Source organism: Solibacillus sp. GQ1 (genome assembly GCF_059758555.1).
Genome location: NZ_JCAXEX010000001.1, coordinates 1,838,966 through 1,852,634, shown reverse-complemented (window position 1 = coordinate 1,852,634; position 13,669 = coordinate 1,838,966). Strand labels below are relative to the sequence as shown.

Annotated in this window: 15 protein-coding genes and 1 pseudogene; 15 read left to right on the top strand and 1 reads right to left on the bottom strand. The window is 40.3% G+C overall.

All coding sequences use genetic code 11. The features are described from left to right. The first annotated feature begins 47 nt into the window (after nt 1-47). The 15 genes and pseudogenes from AC6CH1_RS09470 (at nt 48) to AC6CH1_RS09400 (ending at nt 12,304) form a co-directional block, all read left to right on the top strand. Nucleotides 48-1,148 (top strand): HpcH/HpaI aldolase/citrate lyase family protein, encoded by a 1,101-nt coding sequence (locus tag AC6CH1_RS09470; RefSeq protein WP_498317285.1) that lies wholly within the window; start codon nt 48-50, stop codon nt 1,146-1,148. Continuing rightward, on the top strand, nt 1,138-2,493 hold the full coding sequence (locus AC6CH1_RS09465) for a phosphoribosyltransferase family protein (protein WP_498317283.1): 1,356 nt from the start codon (nt 1,138-1,140) through the stop codon (nt 2,491-2,493). The genes AC6CH1_RS09470 and AC6CH1_RS09465 overlap by 11 nt, the downstream gene beginning before the upstream one ends. Next, the gene (locus tag AC6CH1_RS09460) at nt 2,471-3,580 is read left to right on the top strand and encodes a cysteine protease StiP family protein (RefSeq protein WP_498317281.1); all 1,110 of its coding nucleotides are present in this window, start codon (nt 2,471-2,473) and stop codon (nt 3,578-3,580) included. Before AC6CH1_RS09465 ends, AC6CH1_RS09460 begins: the two co-directional genes overlap by 23 nt. After that, nucleotides 3,581-4,384 carry an HAD family hydrolase gene (locus AC6CH1_RS09455; protein WP_498317279.1) on the top strand — a complete coding sequence of 268 codons (804 nt, stop codon included), beginning with the start codon at nt 3,581-3,583 and terminating at the stop codon, nt 4,382-4,384. A 55-nt stretch (nt 4,385-4,439) separates the two neighbouring features. Continuing rightward, complete coding sequence (locus tag AC6CH1_RS09450) at nt 4,440-5,594, top strand: toxic anion resistance protein (RefSeq protein WP_251687150.1); 1,155 nt, start codon at nt 4,440-4,442, stop codon at nt 5,592-5,594. 86 nt (nt 5,595-5,680) lie between these two features. Beyond that, nucleotides 5,681-6,214 carry a GNAT family N-acetyltransferase gene (locus AC6CH1_RS09445; RefSeq protein ID WP_498317277.1) on the top strand — a complete coding sequence of 178 codons (534 nt, stop codon included), beginning with the start codon at nt 5,681-5,683 and terminating at the stop codon, nt 6,212-6,214. A gap of 229 nt (nt 6,215-6,443) precedes the next feature. Continuing rightward, the gene (locus AC6CH1_RS09440; RefSeq protein ID WP_251687154.1) at nt 6,444-7,190 is read left to right on the top strand and encodes a methionine ABC transporter ATP-binding protein; all 747 of its coding nucleotides are present in this window, start codon (nt 6,444-6,446) and stop codon (nt 7,188-7,190) included. Beyond that, complete coding sequence (locus AC6CH1_RS09435) at nt 7,183-7,845, top strand: methionine ABC transporter permease (RefSeq protein WP_251687156.1); 663 nt, start codon at nt 7,183-7,185, stop codon at nt 7,843-7,845. The genes AC6CH1_RS09440 and AC6CH1_RS09435 overlap by 8 nt, the downstream gene beginning before the upstream one ends. Nucleotides 7,846-7,855: 10 nt before the next feature. After that, nucleotides 7,856-8,677 (top strand): MetQ/NlpA family ABC transporter substrate-binding protein, encoded by an 822-nt coding sequence (locus AC6CH1_RS09430; protein WP_498317274.1) that lies wholly within the window; start codon nt 7,856-7,858, stop codon nt 8,675-8,677. 142 nt (nt 8,678-8,819) lie between these two features. Next, nucleotides 8,820-9,809, top strand: a complete 990-nt coding sequence (locus AC6CH1_RS09425) for an NADPH:quinone oxidoreductase family protein (protein ID WP_498317272.1) — start codon at nt 8,820-8,822, stop codon at nt 9,807-9,809. 122 nt (nt 9,810-9,931) lie between these two features. After that, entirely contained in the window at nt 9,932-10,375 is a 444-nt protein-coding gene (locus AC6CH1_RS09420) for an HIT domain-containing protein (protein ID WP_498317271.1), read from the top strand. A gap of 130 nt (nt 10,376-10,505) precedes the next feature. Continuing rightward, on the top strand, nt 10,506-10,793 hold the full coding sequence (locus AC6CH1_RS09415; protein ID WP_498317270.1) for a hypothetical protein: 288 nt from the start codon (nt 10,506-10,508) through the stop codon (nt 10,791-10,793). 326 nt (nt 10,794-11,119) lie between these two features. Then, nucleotides 11,120-11,635 carry an amino acid oxidase gene (locus AC6CH1_RS09410; RefSeq protein WP_251687167.1) on the top strand — a complete coding sequence of 172 codons (516 nt, stop codon included), beginning with the start codon at nt 11,120-11,122 and terminating at the stop codon, nt 11,633-11,635. 67 nt (nt 11,636-11,702) lie between these two features. Next, a pseudogene (locus AC6CH1_RS09405) lies at nt 11,703-12,017 on the top strand (tyrosine-type recombinase/integrase); the annotation flags it as partial. Beyond that, nucleotides 12,014-12,304, top strand: coding sequence for a hypothetical protein (locus AC6CH1_RS09400; protein WP_427709227.1), 291 nt, complete (start codon nt 12,014-12,016; stop codon nt 12,302-12,304). The pseudogene AC6CH1_RS09405 and the gene AC6CH1_RS09400, both read left to right, overlap by 4 nt. Nucleotides 12,305-12,491: 187 nt before the next feature. Here the strand turns inward: AC6CH1_RS09400 and AC6CH1_RS09395 are convergent, their stop codons facing one another. Further along, entirely contained in the window at nt 12,492-12,776 is a 285-nt protein-coding gene (locus AC6CH1_RS09395; protein WP_498317268.1) for a hypothetical protein, read from the bottom strand. Nucleotides 12,777-13,669: the final 893 nt, after the last annotated feature.

Below are 13,669 nucleotides of genomic sequence, written 5' to 3'. Positions count from 1 at the left end.
TTCCAGCGATTCACATTACATAAATACAATGAAGGGGAGGATCGGCATTGCGCTTTTTTGAAAAAGAAATTATGAATGGTCAACGCGACTTGTTCTATCGTATACCTGGTGAATTTTCAAAATATACGAATAAGAACCAACTCCGCTACTGTGTTGGTGCAGCGCTGTATATGCCGGCAACAAGAGAGGTGATTGCAGAGGAAATCATCGCACACAAATACCCGTCACTCACTACCATTGTACTGGATTTGGAAGATGCACTCGGTGACCTGCAAGTATCAGAGGGGATTGAGCAATTAAAACGAACATTGACGACATTAAAAGAGGCAATGGAAGACGGCCGAATTTTTGTCGAAAAAATTCCGCTTTTATTTGTGCGTGTTCGAAGCGCAGACCAGCTGCAACAATTGACGGAGCAGCTTGGCAATCGTCAGCATTTCCTGACAGGCTACGTATTACCTAAGTTTACATCGGATAACGGCCGGGACTTTTTGCAGCTGATCAAACAGCAAAATCAGCTCGGCTTTCAGCTGTATGGCATGCCGATTCTGGAATCCGGCGAAATCCTGCTGAAAGAAAAACGATTGCAGGAACTTCTTCAAATCCGGGATTTACTGCAGGAATTTGAAGAATATATACTGAATGTCCGGATCGGGTCGACCGATTTTTGCGGATTGTTGGGCGTGCGGAGATCGATTCACCACACCGTGTACGATATCCAACCGGTCCGTGATTGCATAACGGATATTTTAAATGTTTTTTTACGGGATTCACAATTTGTGCTTTCAGGTTCGGTTTGGGAATATTTCAACCAGGATCTTGCTATAAAGGGGCTGGAAAAGGAAATTGAACTGGATCGACTAAACGGACTTATCGGTAAAACGATTATTCATCCTACCCATATCAAAACGGTACAAGCGATGTATGTCGTATCACATGAGGACTATTTGGATGCCGAGCGCATTTTGCTGCAGGCGGACGGTTCGATTGGTGTGGAAAAAAGTGCTTACGGTAACAAAATGAACGAAATCAAGCCGCACTATAGTTGGGCACAGCGAACAATGATGCGCGCGGAAGCATTCGGTGTTTTCAATAAGGGTGTATATTTTACAGATTTGCTGGGAGTGAAGGTACAAAATGCAGTATAACGTCTTGAATGCTTATGAAGCAACCGTACACGAAATCGACAATCCGTACCATTTTGATGAGCACCAGCTTTTTGACATGGCACTGCGCATCAACAAAAAGCGCAGTTTTCTGTTTGTCAGTAAAGTACTCGGCAAACATTTGGCGGTCAGCCCGCAAATTCCGATATTGACAAGCCACTTGCTGGCACATCGTTTCATGGAAGTGCGTTTTCAGGAAAAACATGAATTCGCCGAAAAAATATGCGAAGCCATTAAAACGCAGGATAATGTCCATGATACATTGAAGGAATCATGGAATAATAAGATTTTCATGAAACAGCCGCTGACAATTATCGGTTTTGCTGAAACCGCGACGGCATTAGGGCATGCTTTTTTTGATGCTTTTTCCGGCAATGTAAGGTTTATTCATACAACAAGAGAGATCATCATTGATCAGCAGCCGGTGATCAGCTTTGAGGAAGAACACTCGCATGCGACGAGCCATCATGTCTATGCAGAAGCAACCTTTTTTGCAGATCAAACGGAAATTGTCCTTGTCGATGATGAAATGACAACGGGCAAAACGAATGTTAACATTATCCGTCAATTGCATGAAACGTATCCGCACTTAACAACATTTACGCTCATTTCCATTTTGGACTGGCGAAATGCGGAACATGAACAGGAACTGCTGGCTTTCGCGCATCAGTACGGGATTCAGATCCATACTGTCTCGTTATTCAAAGGGGCCTTTCAAATTGAGGACAGGGGGGCGCTCCCGCATACCGAACAGTGCATTAAAAAGATAGCGGCCGGTCCTGTACACATCCATTCATTTGAAGAGGAAATGAAGCAGCATCTCGTTATGCAACGCTCGCTTAGTGAAGAAAATAATACCTATACGGCAAATTATTATACGGGCAGCGGAAGATTCTCGTTGGTTGCGGATGAACAACGCATCCTTTATGAAGATGTCGAGCTGATAGCAAAGAAAATTTCGAACGCAAGATCACATGGGAAGTGCCTAGTGCTTGGTACGGGTGAGTTTATGTATATCCCGATGCTGATTGCCGCACAGCTCGGTGAAGATGTGGCCTACCATGCGACAACACGCAGCCCCATTTTTGCCGATGAACAATCTGTAATCACGAACAAATTTAAATTTAACAGCGCGGAATATCCGGGTGTTGTGAATTACCTCTATAATGTACCGGCAGATCACTATGAAGATATTGTCATTGTCTATGAAAGAATACTGGATCATACAGCATTGATGGAGCTTGTCGGATTGCTGAAGCCATACGCCGGAACAATTCATGTTGTAACTTTGGGAGGTGCCGACAATGCTGAAATACTTACCGGATAAAATGGGCAGTTACCGCGATGAAGATGTTACATTTGTAATGCGGGATATTAGTCATCTGTCGATTGAAAAGAATACGGAAGAGCGGGAAAAAACAATTCAATCCGGAAAAGCCCACTACTCGGAGATGCTTCCGATTGAATATCAGCCGGACATCCGTTATATGAAGCTGTATGAAGCAATGCTGGAAACGTATGGACAGAAGGTGAGCCTATGTGTGGCGGTAGTGGCAGAAAAAATCGTCAAAGCGCGGGACACAAACGAGCTTGTCCTCGTCAGCCTGGCGCGTGCCGGTACACCGATCGGCATATTGATTAAACGGTATTTGCAGCAGTTTCATGATCTTGATGTTCCGCATTATTCGGTCTCTATTCTTCGGGGACGGGGGATTGATGAAACCGCATTGCACTACATCGTCCACCAGCATCCAAAAGCCAATCTTCAATTTGTTGACGGCTGGACCGGGAAAGGTGCGATTACTAAAGAGCTGGAACAATCGGTTGCCAAATGGAATGCAGCCGGCAAGCCGACGATTAAAGCAGATTTAGCCGTACTGGCGGATCCCGGAAACTGCGCGAAACTGTACGGGACGCGGGAAGATTTCCTCATCCCGTCAGCCTGCCTGAATTCCACCGTTTCAGGTCTTGTCAGCAGAACGGTATTCAATAAGCGCTTCATGGACAAATCCGATTTCCACGGTGCGAAATTTTATGATGAACTGAAGCAGCAGGACGTTTCGCAGGCATACATAGAAGCCATAGCATCCCATTTCACGCCAGATTTAGCGGCCGAGGCAAAACAGGCAGCTGACAATGCGGACGTGGAACAAGAGCCGTCATGGAGCGGGCTTCAATGTATCGAGGAAATCCAGCAGCATTATCAGATAAAAAACATCAATCATATTAAACCAGGTGTAGGGGAAACAACACGGGTGCTCCTACGCAGAGTTCCTTGGAAAATTCTGGTCAATCCATCCGCAAAGCAAAACCTGGAACATATTTATATTCTGGCAGAGCAGCGCGGTGTGGAAATTGAGTATTACGAGAATATGACCTATGCATGCTGCGGTCTGATTAAGGAGTTATTGTAAATGCAGTTATTCACCTCTGATCTGGACCGGACGCTTATTTTCTCGCAACGGACGATTCATACAGCGATCGAAAACTGTTTATGCATCGAACAACTGGAAGAACGGGACATTTCGTATATTAATGCCTCGATTGAGCAGTTACTGAAACAGATTCATGACACGATGCACTTTGTTCCGGTGACAACCCGTTCCATGGCACAGTATAAACGGATTACACTGTTTCAGCATACCGTCGTTCCGGGTGTAGCCATTTTGGCGAATGGGGGTGTCATTCTCCGCAATGGAGTGATCGATCCCGACTGGCAGCAGCATATTGAACAGCAGCTTCAATTGTTGCCGCTGTCACTTCAGCAAATCGGCATAAAATATGCCCGAGAGCTGTCGGCCGGCTATTTCCTTCGCCATCATATCATCGAAAATCTGTTTTACTGTTTTATTATCGATCAGCAAACCGTCAATCTTCAGGAGCTGAAAGAATTCAATCAGTCTTTGCAGCAGGACGGCTGGCAAAGCTATTTGCAAGGGAGAAAATTGTACATCATGCCGCAGTTCTTAACGAAAGGTGCCGCAGTCGAATATATTAAACGTTTCCAGCACTACGATTGGCATTTTGCGGCAGGCGATTCACTGATGGATCTGAGTATGCTTGAACTTGCCGACGAGTATTTCGTGCCGCTGCACGGGGAGCTTACGCAGTTTGCCCAACAGCTGAATCTGAAGATTGTGCAGAAGAACGGGTCTGACTTTGCCGAACATTGTCTGCGGCAAATTTTAATCAAAAGCTCGGAAAATGCTGCTTTATAAGAAGGAAAACAACTAAAAATTTCAATCTATCATAAAAATGAAGAAGGTGTAGTGTATGTCAGATAACCCGCTATTTGAAGACCTGGAAAAAAGAACAACGACAACTGATGCGCTGCCGACGCAAACCCCAGCAGCGCCTGTGCAGTCACTTGTTTCGACTGAGGAAATGTCGCAAATTCGTCAGCGTCAGCTGGCATTGAAGCAGGAACCGCAAGTCAGGACACTTGCAGAGCGAATCGATCCGAAAAATCAGATTGCTGTACTGGAATTTGGTAAGGAGACAGCGAGCGGCATTTCGACATTTTCGGACCGAATGCTTGCGACCATTAAGCAAAGCGATCTGGAAAAGTCTACGCAGCTACTAACAAGTTTAAATAAAATTATGGACCGTTTTGACCCTGCAGATTTCAAGGAAGAAGAAAAAAAGGGCGGTTTTCTTAAACGACTTTTTACGAAAAGTAAAGTTCAGCTTGAAAAAGTACTCTCAAAGTACGACACGATGAACAAAGAAGTGGATAAGGTGTATACGGAAATTCAAAAGTATGAAATTGAGATGAAGCGAAATACCGTTCAACTGGAACAGATGTATGATGAAAACCTGAATTACTTCAAACAGTTAAGTGAATATGTCGCTGCGATTGATCTTAAGGTTGAAGAACTGAACGCGACAATCCAAACGTTAAACATAAAGGCAGAACAAGGGGATCATGAAGCGATTATGGAACTGGAGACAATCAAGCGCTCCGTGGAATTGCTTCAGCAGCGCGGCTACGACCTTGAAATGGCACAGCAGGTTTCATTCCAGTCAGCTCCACAAATTCGCCTGATGCAACAAGGAAACAACCAGCTCATTGGTAAAATCAACTCGGCTTTTGTTACGACAATCCCGATATTTAAACAGGGGCTTATTCATGCCGTAACGATGCAGCGCCAGAAACTCGTATCAGATTCGATGGCGGAACTGGATAAGCGTACAAATGAAATGCTAATACGCAATGCGGAAAATGTCCGGAGAAATTCCGTCGATATTGCCAGACAAGCTGGAAATCCAAGCATAAAGGTCGAAACAATGGAACAAACATGGCAGTCAATTATTGCGGGTATTGAGGAAACGAAGCAAATACAGGCCGAAACGGTTCGTAACCGCGATGAAGGGCGAAAGCGTATCGAACAACTGCAATTACAGTACGAAAAATTGAAAAAGGTATAATCATTAGACTTTTGGGCACACCAGCAGGTCCGTCGCCATCTTATTTTGATTTCAGAACTTGTGAAGCAGCTTCAAATTAAAAGGGAGTGACTGCCTTGGAAATAAGAAAATTTAAATCAGAAAATGATGAACTGATTGATTTACTTTGTACCAATGATTGGCCTTTCCATGCGAAGGTTCAATTAAATCCAGCAGCGATTAAAAGAGCAATCGAGAATGGCTATTACTCTGAAGGAAGAGAAACGTTTTGGGTTATTGAAAACGAACAAAAATTAGGAATTTTAATAATCGATGATATTGAAGATACGATCCCTTTATTTGATCTCCGTTTAACAACAAAAGCAAGAGGCAAAGGCATTGGTCAAAAGTCTTTAAATTGGCTAAAAGACTACTTGTATGGTGAAAAGTGTAAGATTCGAATTGAAGGTTATACGAGAGCAGATAATTTAGCGATGAGAAACTGCTTTACCAAGTCAGGCTTCGTAAAAGAAGGCTATTTACGCAATGCATGGGAAAATGAAGACGGTTCAATTTCAGATACTGTCTTGTATGCATCTATTTATGATGATTGGAAGGACAATAAAATCACACCGATTAAATTGGATCAAGTCCCTTATTAAATCGATACCGGCTGCCCGGAAGTTAGAAATAAATTCTAATTTCCGGCAGCTTTTTTATTGGAAAAATGATGAATAGGTAAGTTTGGAAAGGGTTCACAAGATCACTCCTTCCTTTATTGCAAACCATTTAAAGCATGGAATTTTTTGCAATAAACATTTCTCTTGGTAGCCGGTGCAATATCTACTATAATTAGTAATCGATTGGGTATGCAGTGGGGGTGTATGACAGATGATACAATTACAGCACGTTACGAAAAAGTTTGGTTCCTTCGTCGCTGTTCAGGATGTGAGTTTAACGATTGCGAAAGGGGAAATTCACGGTTTGATCGGGGCAAGTGGTGCGGGGAAATCGACGTTGCTGCGGCTGATGAATCTGCTGGAAGTACCGGACAGCGGGACTGTTGTCATAAATGGCCAGCAACTAACAGCTTTAAAAAATGCGGAACTCCGTGAAGCTAGAAAATCAATCGGGATGATCTTCCAGCATTTTCACCTTGTCGCAAATAAAACCGTCCATGATAATGTGGAAATTGCACTCGTCCTGGCAAACTTTCCGAAAAAGCAGCGGAAAGCACGTGTCATGGAATGTTTGCAGTTTGTCGGTTTGGAGCAGTTAGCCAATCAATATCCTGCCCAGCTGAGCGGCGGACAAAAGCAGCGTGTGGCGATTGCCAGAGCACTTGCGAATGAAACGGCCGTCTTGCTCTGTGATGAACCAACCTCTGCGCTCGATGCAAACACCTCTGCGGAAATACTGCGCGTTTTACAGAAGGTCAATGTTGAGCTCGGTGTGACAATTGTGCTTGTCAGTCATGAGCTTGATGTTGTGAAAAGTATTTGCCATCGCGCTACGGTGCTGGACGCCGGACAAATTTACAAAACAGTTAATTTGATACCAAGCGGCGTACTTGAAACGGACCATCATCCGCAAAGCTTTGTCGATCAGCTTGTGAAAGGCGGGGTCGGACATGCCTAATGTGTTGCGTCAATACGAAGCTGAAATTTGGCGGGCGATCAGTGAAACATTTTTCATGGTCGGTGTGTCAATTGTAGCTGCCGTATTAATCGGATTGCCAATCGGTACATATTTATTTCTTTGCGGGAAAGAAAGGTTGCTTGAAAACCGTGTCGTTTATAACATACTGAACCTAGTGGTGAATACAATCCGCTCGTTTCCGTTCCTGCTGCTGGTCGTATTTTTGATTCCCTTTACGAGGCTCCTTGTCGGTACGGCAATTGGGACGGTGGCGGCAACGGTTCCGTTGTCGATTATTGCCATAGCGCATTATGCAAGGCTTGTCGAACAGTCACTGCTCGATGTGCCAAAAGGTGTAATCGAGGCTGCGGTTTCAATGGGGGCATCGGTGCGACGAATTATTTTCAGTTTTCTTTTTGTGGAAGCGCGTTCAGGACTAGTGCTCGGCCTGACGACTTCAATAGTCAGTTTTATTTCGTATTCCACAATAATGGGTGTTGTCGGGGGCGGCGGTATCGGTGACTTTGCAATTCGCTACGGGTACCAGCAATTCAAGACAGATCTAATGCTTTACATGATTTTCATTATGATTATTTTGGTGCAGCTTATTCAAATGATTGGTACGACTGCAGCAAGATGGTTGGACAAAAGATAGGAGAATGATTGTGAAAAAAAGATGGATGTTAAGTGTGGCTGCTGTGCTAGCTTTAGTTGGCTGCGGACAGAATAAAGAAACAGAACCGAATAAAGAAGCGGAAAAGGAAGAGACAACATTAAAAGTGGCCTCATTAATTTCACCCATGACGGATATTCTGGAGCTAGTCGAGCCTCAATTGGAAGAGCAGGGCATTGACTTGGAGATTGTCGTTTTAGGGGATAATGTACAGCCAAACAGTGCACTCGCTGCAAAGGAAGTCGATGCAAATTTCTTCCAGCATGTACCGTATATGGAGGAATTCAACCGTAACAATGACGCCAATTTAGTGCCGATCCAGCCGATTTACTTTGCGAACTACGGTGTGTATGCTAAAAATTATGATTCAATCGAAGAGTTGCCTGAAGGGGCGACAGTTGCAATTGCCAACGATATTTCAAATGTTGATCGTTCATTAATGCTGCTTGCCCAGCACGGTGTCATTACTTTGAAGGAAAAGACGGATGTGTATTATACATTGGCAAGTGTCGAGGACAACCCGAAAAATCTTCAGTTTAAAGAAGTCGATTTGTTAATGCTTGCGCGTATGTACGATGATGCCGATGCAGTTGTGATGACACCGGCATATGCGGCACCGCTTAACCTGACACCGAAAAGTGATGCGCTGCTGACAGAAGGTGTAGAAAACGACTTTGCCATTACTTTAGTGGCTCGTGAAGACAACAAAGACGAAGATGCAATCAAAAAGCTTGCAGAAGCGATGACGAGTGAAGAAGTGCGTAATTTCCTGATTGAAAACTACGACGAAACAGCAACACCAGCTTTTGAATAAATAACTTGATTGATGCCGAGACGCGTTTACATTATGCGTTTCGGCTTTTTATATTAAAAATGCGTTGAATCAAAGCAGCTTTTTGACCGGTATGCCTAATTTTGTTACCCTTTATTTGTAAACAATTGAAGGGGTGGTCAAAATGGCAGATAACTTTAAAGCATTAGTCGTAAATAATGAAGAACAATTTACAGTGAACGTGAAGGAACTTTCCTTAAATGATTTACCTGAAGGAGACGTGCTGCTTAAAGTCGAGTATTCTTCTATTAATTATAAAGATAGTTTAGCAGCAATTCCGGACGGTAACATTGTGAAAAGCTATCCATTTGTACCGGGCATTGACTTGGCAGGAACGGTCATTTCTTCGGAAAACCCGCAATTTAAAGAAGGGGACAAAGTGATTGCGACAAGCTATGAAATCGGGGTTTCTCATTTTGGCGGATATAGTGAATATGCCCGCATCCCATCTGAGTGGCTTGTTCCACTGCCGGAAGGACTTTCATTAAAGGAAGCGATGGTCATCGGTACAGCCGGCTTTACGGCAGCTTTATCAGTCCAACGGTTGGAAGATAATAATGTAACGCCTCATAAAGGGAAAGTACTTGTAACCGGTTCTACAGGCGGTGTTGGCAGCTTTGCCGTTTCGATTCTTTCAAAGCTTGGCTATGAAGTAGAAGCGAGCACTGGGAAAGAATCGGAACACGGGTTTTTAAAAAGCCTTGGTGCGACTTCGATCATTCCGCGTGAAGAAGTATATGACGGGAAAGTGCGCGCATTAGGCAAGCAAAAATGGGCAGCTGCGGTCGATCCTGTCGGTGGTGAGCCATTAGCATCAGTGCTAAGCCAAATTCACTACGGCGGATCCGTTGCGGTGAGCGGGTTAACAGCAGGGACAAAACTTCCGTCAACTGTTTTTCCATTTATATTGCGCGGGGTCAACTTACTAGGAATTGATTCTGTATACTGCCCGATGGAGACGCGATTAAACGTATGGAACCGTTTAGCGACAGATTTTAAACCGGATAACTTGGAGCAATTAATTCAACAAGAAATAACGCTCGAGCAGCTTCCGGAAGTTCTGCCAACGCTGTTGAAGGGTCAGGCAAAAGGAAGAACGATCGTGAAGCTATGATGAGTGGCACTTTGACAAGGTGAATAATTTTTCTGATGAACGCACTTCTTATGGGAGTGCGTTCGTTGTTTCAAAGTGACCCCGTTTAGCGGCTGATTTATTCAAAGGTGACTAATTTCTTATTGAAAAATGGAAGGGTTGAAAAAATGGAGAATTGTATATTTTGTGGAATTGTAAGGGGAGAACTATCCTCATACACAATATTTAAAGATGAAATAGTTACTGCATTTCTTGATATTAATCCTGTGGCTTTGGGACATATATTAGTAATCCCAAATAAACATTTTGACAGATTAGATACTATAAACGATGAAGAAATTATGAAAGGATTAATGAATGCACTTATAAAGGTATCAAATTTGCTCATTGCTTCTGGTATTTGTAATGACTTTACTATACTCAATGATAATGGGATAAATGCACAACAAGATATTATGCACACTCATTTCCATATCATACCGAGACATCATAATGAAAAAATAGAATTAAAACTTCCAACAGATAAAGAAGTTGCTAATTCAGAGACACTTAAATATACATATTCTCTTTTAAAACAATCATTATAAATTATTCAAGTAGACAGGTACTTTAATAAAGGGATTTATCAATAATCCCAATTAACTAAGCCTCTTTCAGTTCGTCCGCAAAGAAGTTTATTTCATAATTAGAAATATAAATAAACGGAGGTATAGAACAATGAACAAAAAGAATGGTTTTCTTTTTTTCCTAACTTTATGTATCGAGGCGGTTATCACCTATTTTGTTGCAAGTACGTTCTCTGTTCGATTTATTGAAGTAATGGGAATTATCGGGGCAATATGTAGCGGATTGTTTCTTTTGTTAACAAGTGGAGGGGGGCCAATTTCGAATTTCTTTACTGCGAGAAACGCGGGCATAACAGGAATCATTCAAAAAAGAGAAGCCTTTGTTTTTAAAAAAGGTGCAGATTTTTCGCTTCCGTTGTTTACTTTTGCATCGGATTGATTTTCTTTATTTTGCTAGTTACAAATGCCATTCCGCCCGCGTAATAAATATTTGTTCATCCTGACCTTTTAAAAAGAAAGAACAAGTAAAATGATTTGTTAAGATCATAGTTATTCCATTAAAGGGCGCATTTCTTCAATAATAAGAAAACGTTTTTCCGTTATAGGATCATATTATTGAATTACACTTTTAAGTAATAGTCTACCAAAGACGCTTAGGTAACTAATATATTACCAGCTATCAAAATAACATGTTCAAACAAAAACTATATAAAATAACCCTTAAATGGTAATATTATGGCATACATTATTTAGGGGGACACTACAATGAGATTAAATAAGATTTTAAGTATTATATCTATTTTATTCCTACTAAATCTTAGCGCATGTTCAAAAGAAGAAGTTAAATATGATGGAGAACCTTTAAAAATCGCTGTAATTGGTCATATTCCTGAACTAAATAATAAAAAAATTAGTTTTGAAAAAATTTCATTAGATGAACTTAGCGAAGATACAGTACAGATTTCAACAAATTTTGATGCAGTTATGATAACACCATTGATGTTTGAAGAAGCTTCTAATGATCGATTTGTTGAAGTTTATAATAACTCTGAAATCCCCTATATCTTTTTTGATTCCGAAAAAAGGGATCTTCCATTTACAAAAGTTGGGTATACATACGAAACAGCGCGATGGGAAGCATTGAAAAACGGTTCACATACGACAATTTATTTATCCGATAAAGATGCCAATAGAGAAGATGTTTGGTATTTCTATTTAAATGATGAAAAAGGATTAGATGTCCTTTACAAAGAGATTTTTGAAAAGGTTAAAATGTTATAAATCTATTCAGAAAAACGATATTCAATATTCGGGCGCGATTGTTGTATAGCCTTCTAGTTTAGGGCATAGGATTCGCTGTGTTAAATCGCTAATGTATTCAACCGGCTGCCGTATTGGGGAGGTAGTAAAATTAGATCGTCATGATTTTGATTTTCGAACAAATTCAGTCATTGTACAAGGGAAAGGTGATAAAGAAAGAGAAGTCTACTTTAATACTCGCTGCTCCATTTCGTTAAAAAGATATTTAGACGAACGAGAGGATGAAGATCCTTGTTTATTTATTACGAACAGGAAACTTAAAAGGCGGATGAGCATTGATAATTTGAGATATAAACGCTTTTTAATAACAATTAGTGAGTCTATTTTGGGGGAGATTTTTTGAAAACGAAGCATCATTCTTGGAAAAGCTATGTTTTTTTAACTGTTAGCGTGATAGTTACGGTTCTTATGATTTTATTAGACCCAATTGGAGTAGCCACAAAAGAAAAGCTGACAGGGGGTATAATTTTTCTTATATTGGCAGGGAATGTCGTGTCTGTCTTACTGGGCATTTTAACATTTACATCCAAGTACGAACGGAAATTGATTCCTAGTATAGCTGCCATATTTACTTTCTTAAATTTAGGGGTGGTGATTTTCTTTTTCTGGTTTGGTGCGAACTTTGCGTGATTAAAAGATATTCTTCAATCGGGCGCGATTCTTCAATAAGAAGATCGCGTTTCTTCCCGTTATAGGGCCATTTAAATTTAATAAACTTATTTTAATGTATATAAGGAAAGGTTTATTCCTCTCCATTATAGATTTTGGGGAGTAAAAAACCACCTCTATTGAAAGGTGGAAGAAACAGAACAAGAATTTACTCTATATAGTCAATTAACTTTGATGGAATTTGTTCAAAAATATAAATTTCTGGCTTATTATAAGGCTTATTTTTTAAAAATTCTTCAAGAGTGTTCATACTTGCCCAATAATTTTTCATTAAATCTTCCTTTGAAGGTAATCCCTCAACAATACGACCATTGCCACCATCATAAATATCTTCAATATAAGCAAATAAATCACTTGCTATATCTCTGTTAAAAACCAAAATTTTATCACTAAACACTGGAAATCGATAGTGAGGAATATCATACTCTTCCAAACCTGCACCGAAAGCAACATTAAAGTCAACCCATTTCGGTAAATTTGCGGGTCTGAAGCGGATAGTTAAATCTGGAAGAAAATTACCGCTATTGCCATACCATTTTGTAGCCGTTACGATTTAACCCTTCCTTTAAAACGATTGCGGGGCTAAAATATTCACCAAGATCATCATTTCGAATAATTACATGATACAAAAACAAATGATTGCCTCCATTCCTAAAATATTATCCTAAAAATTCTACAATTAACTACTGGGTTATTTTAATAAGTAACTATTTACTACCTTTATTTTACCATTTCCTATACATATAAGAAAACTAGAGCTTAAAGGATTATTAACTGTTTCTAGTTAATGAATGAGAATTTGTTTTCAATCCGACAATATAAAGGATCTTCCACAATCTGAATAACTTCTTTTAAAAAAGGTGTTATTTAACAAGAGTAATAAGACATCTTAAGTTGAGTTTAAAGAGAATATTTGTTCTAATATTAAAAACAGTATTAAGAAGGTGGAGATTTTGAAAAAGAAAAGAGTTAGAACACTTTTTATTAGGTAGTTATACATTTGGTTTTATCATGGGAAGTTGGTTATATGTAATTAATCCCACATTAAATTTGAGATTTTCCTTTGAAAATATCTTCTGCATTATAGTGGTTTTACCAATATTATATTGGGTGTATAGATATTCAGGAATGGTTTTTAATGATCAATCCATTAAAATGAAATTGATATATTCTTTAGTTTTAATTTTAGGGTTAGGTTTTGGAATATTCTTTTCAGAATTGCTTTTAAGTTAAAAATTTATCTTTAATCTTAGGAAAGCAAAGTATATATCAATTAAACCAATTGAGCATTGTTCATATATTGTGTAATAACAAAGGCTCTTAAGT

What these genes read in the sequence shown, in the direction of transcription:
- AC6CH1_RS09455 (WP_498317279.1), top strand. Translation starts at nt 3,581, where the DNA reads ATGCAGTTATTCACCTCTGATCTGGACCGGACGCTTATTTTCTCGCAA.
- AC6CH1_RS09460 (WP_498317281.1), top strand. Translation starts at nt 2,471, where the DNA reads ATGCTGAAATACTTACCGGATAAAATGGGCAGTTACCGCGATGAAGAT.
- AC6CH1_RS09450 (WP_251687150.1), top strand. Translation starts at nt 4,440, where the DNA reads ATGTCAGATAACCCGCTATTTGAAGACCTGGAAAAAAGAACAACGACA.
- AC6CH1_RS09415 (WP_498317270.1), top strand. Translation starts at nt 10,506, where the DNA reads ATGAACAAAAAGAATGGTTTTCTTTTTTTCCTAACTTTATGTATCGAG.
- AC6CH1_RS09425 (WP_498317272.1), top strand. Translation starts at nt 8,820, where the DNA reads ATGGCAGATAACTTTAAAGCATTAGTCGTAAATAATGAAGAACAATTT.
- AC6CH1_RS09435 (WP_251687156.1), top strand. Translation starts at nt 7,183, where the DNA reads ATGCCTAATGTGTTGCGTCAATACGAAGCTGAAATTTGGCGGGCGATC.
- AC6CH1_RS09465 (WP_498317283.1), top strand. Translation starts at nt 1,138, where the DNA reads ATGCAGTATAACGTCTTGAATGCTTATGAAGCAACCGTACACGAAATC.
- AC6CH1_RS09440 (WP_251687154.1), top strand. Translation starts at nt 6,444, where the DNA reads ATGATACAATTACAGCACGTTACGAAAAAGTTTGGTTCCTTCGTCGCT.
- AC6CH1_RS09410 (WP_251687167.1), top strand. Translation starts at nt 11,120, where the DNA reads ATGAGATTAAATAAGATTTTAAGTATTATATCTATTTTATTCCTACTA.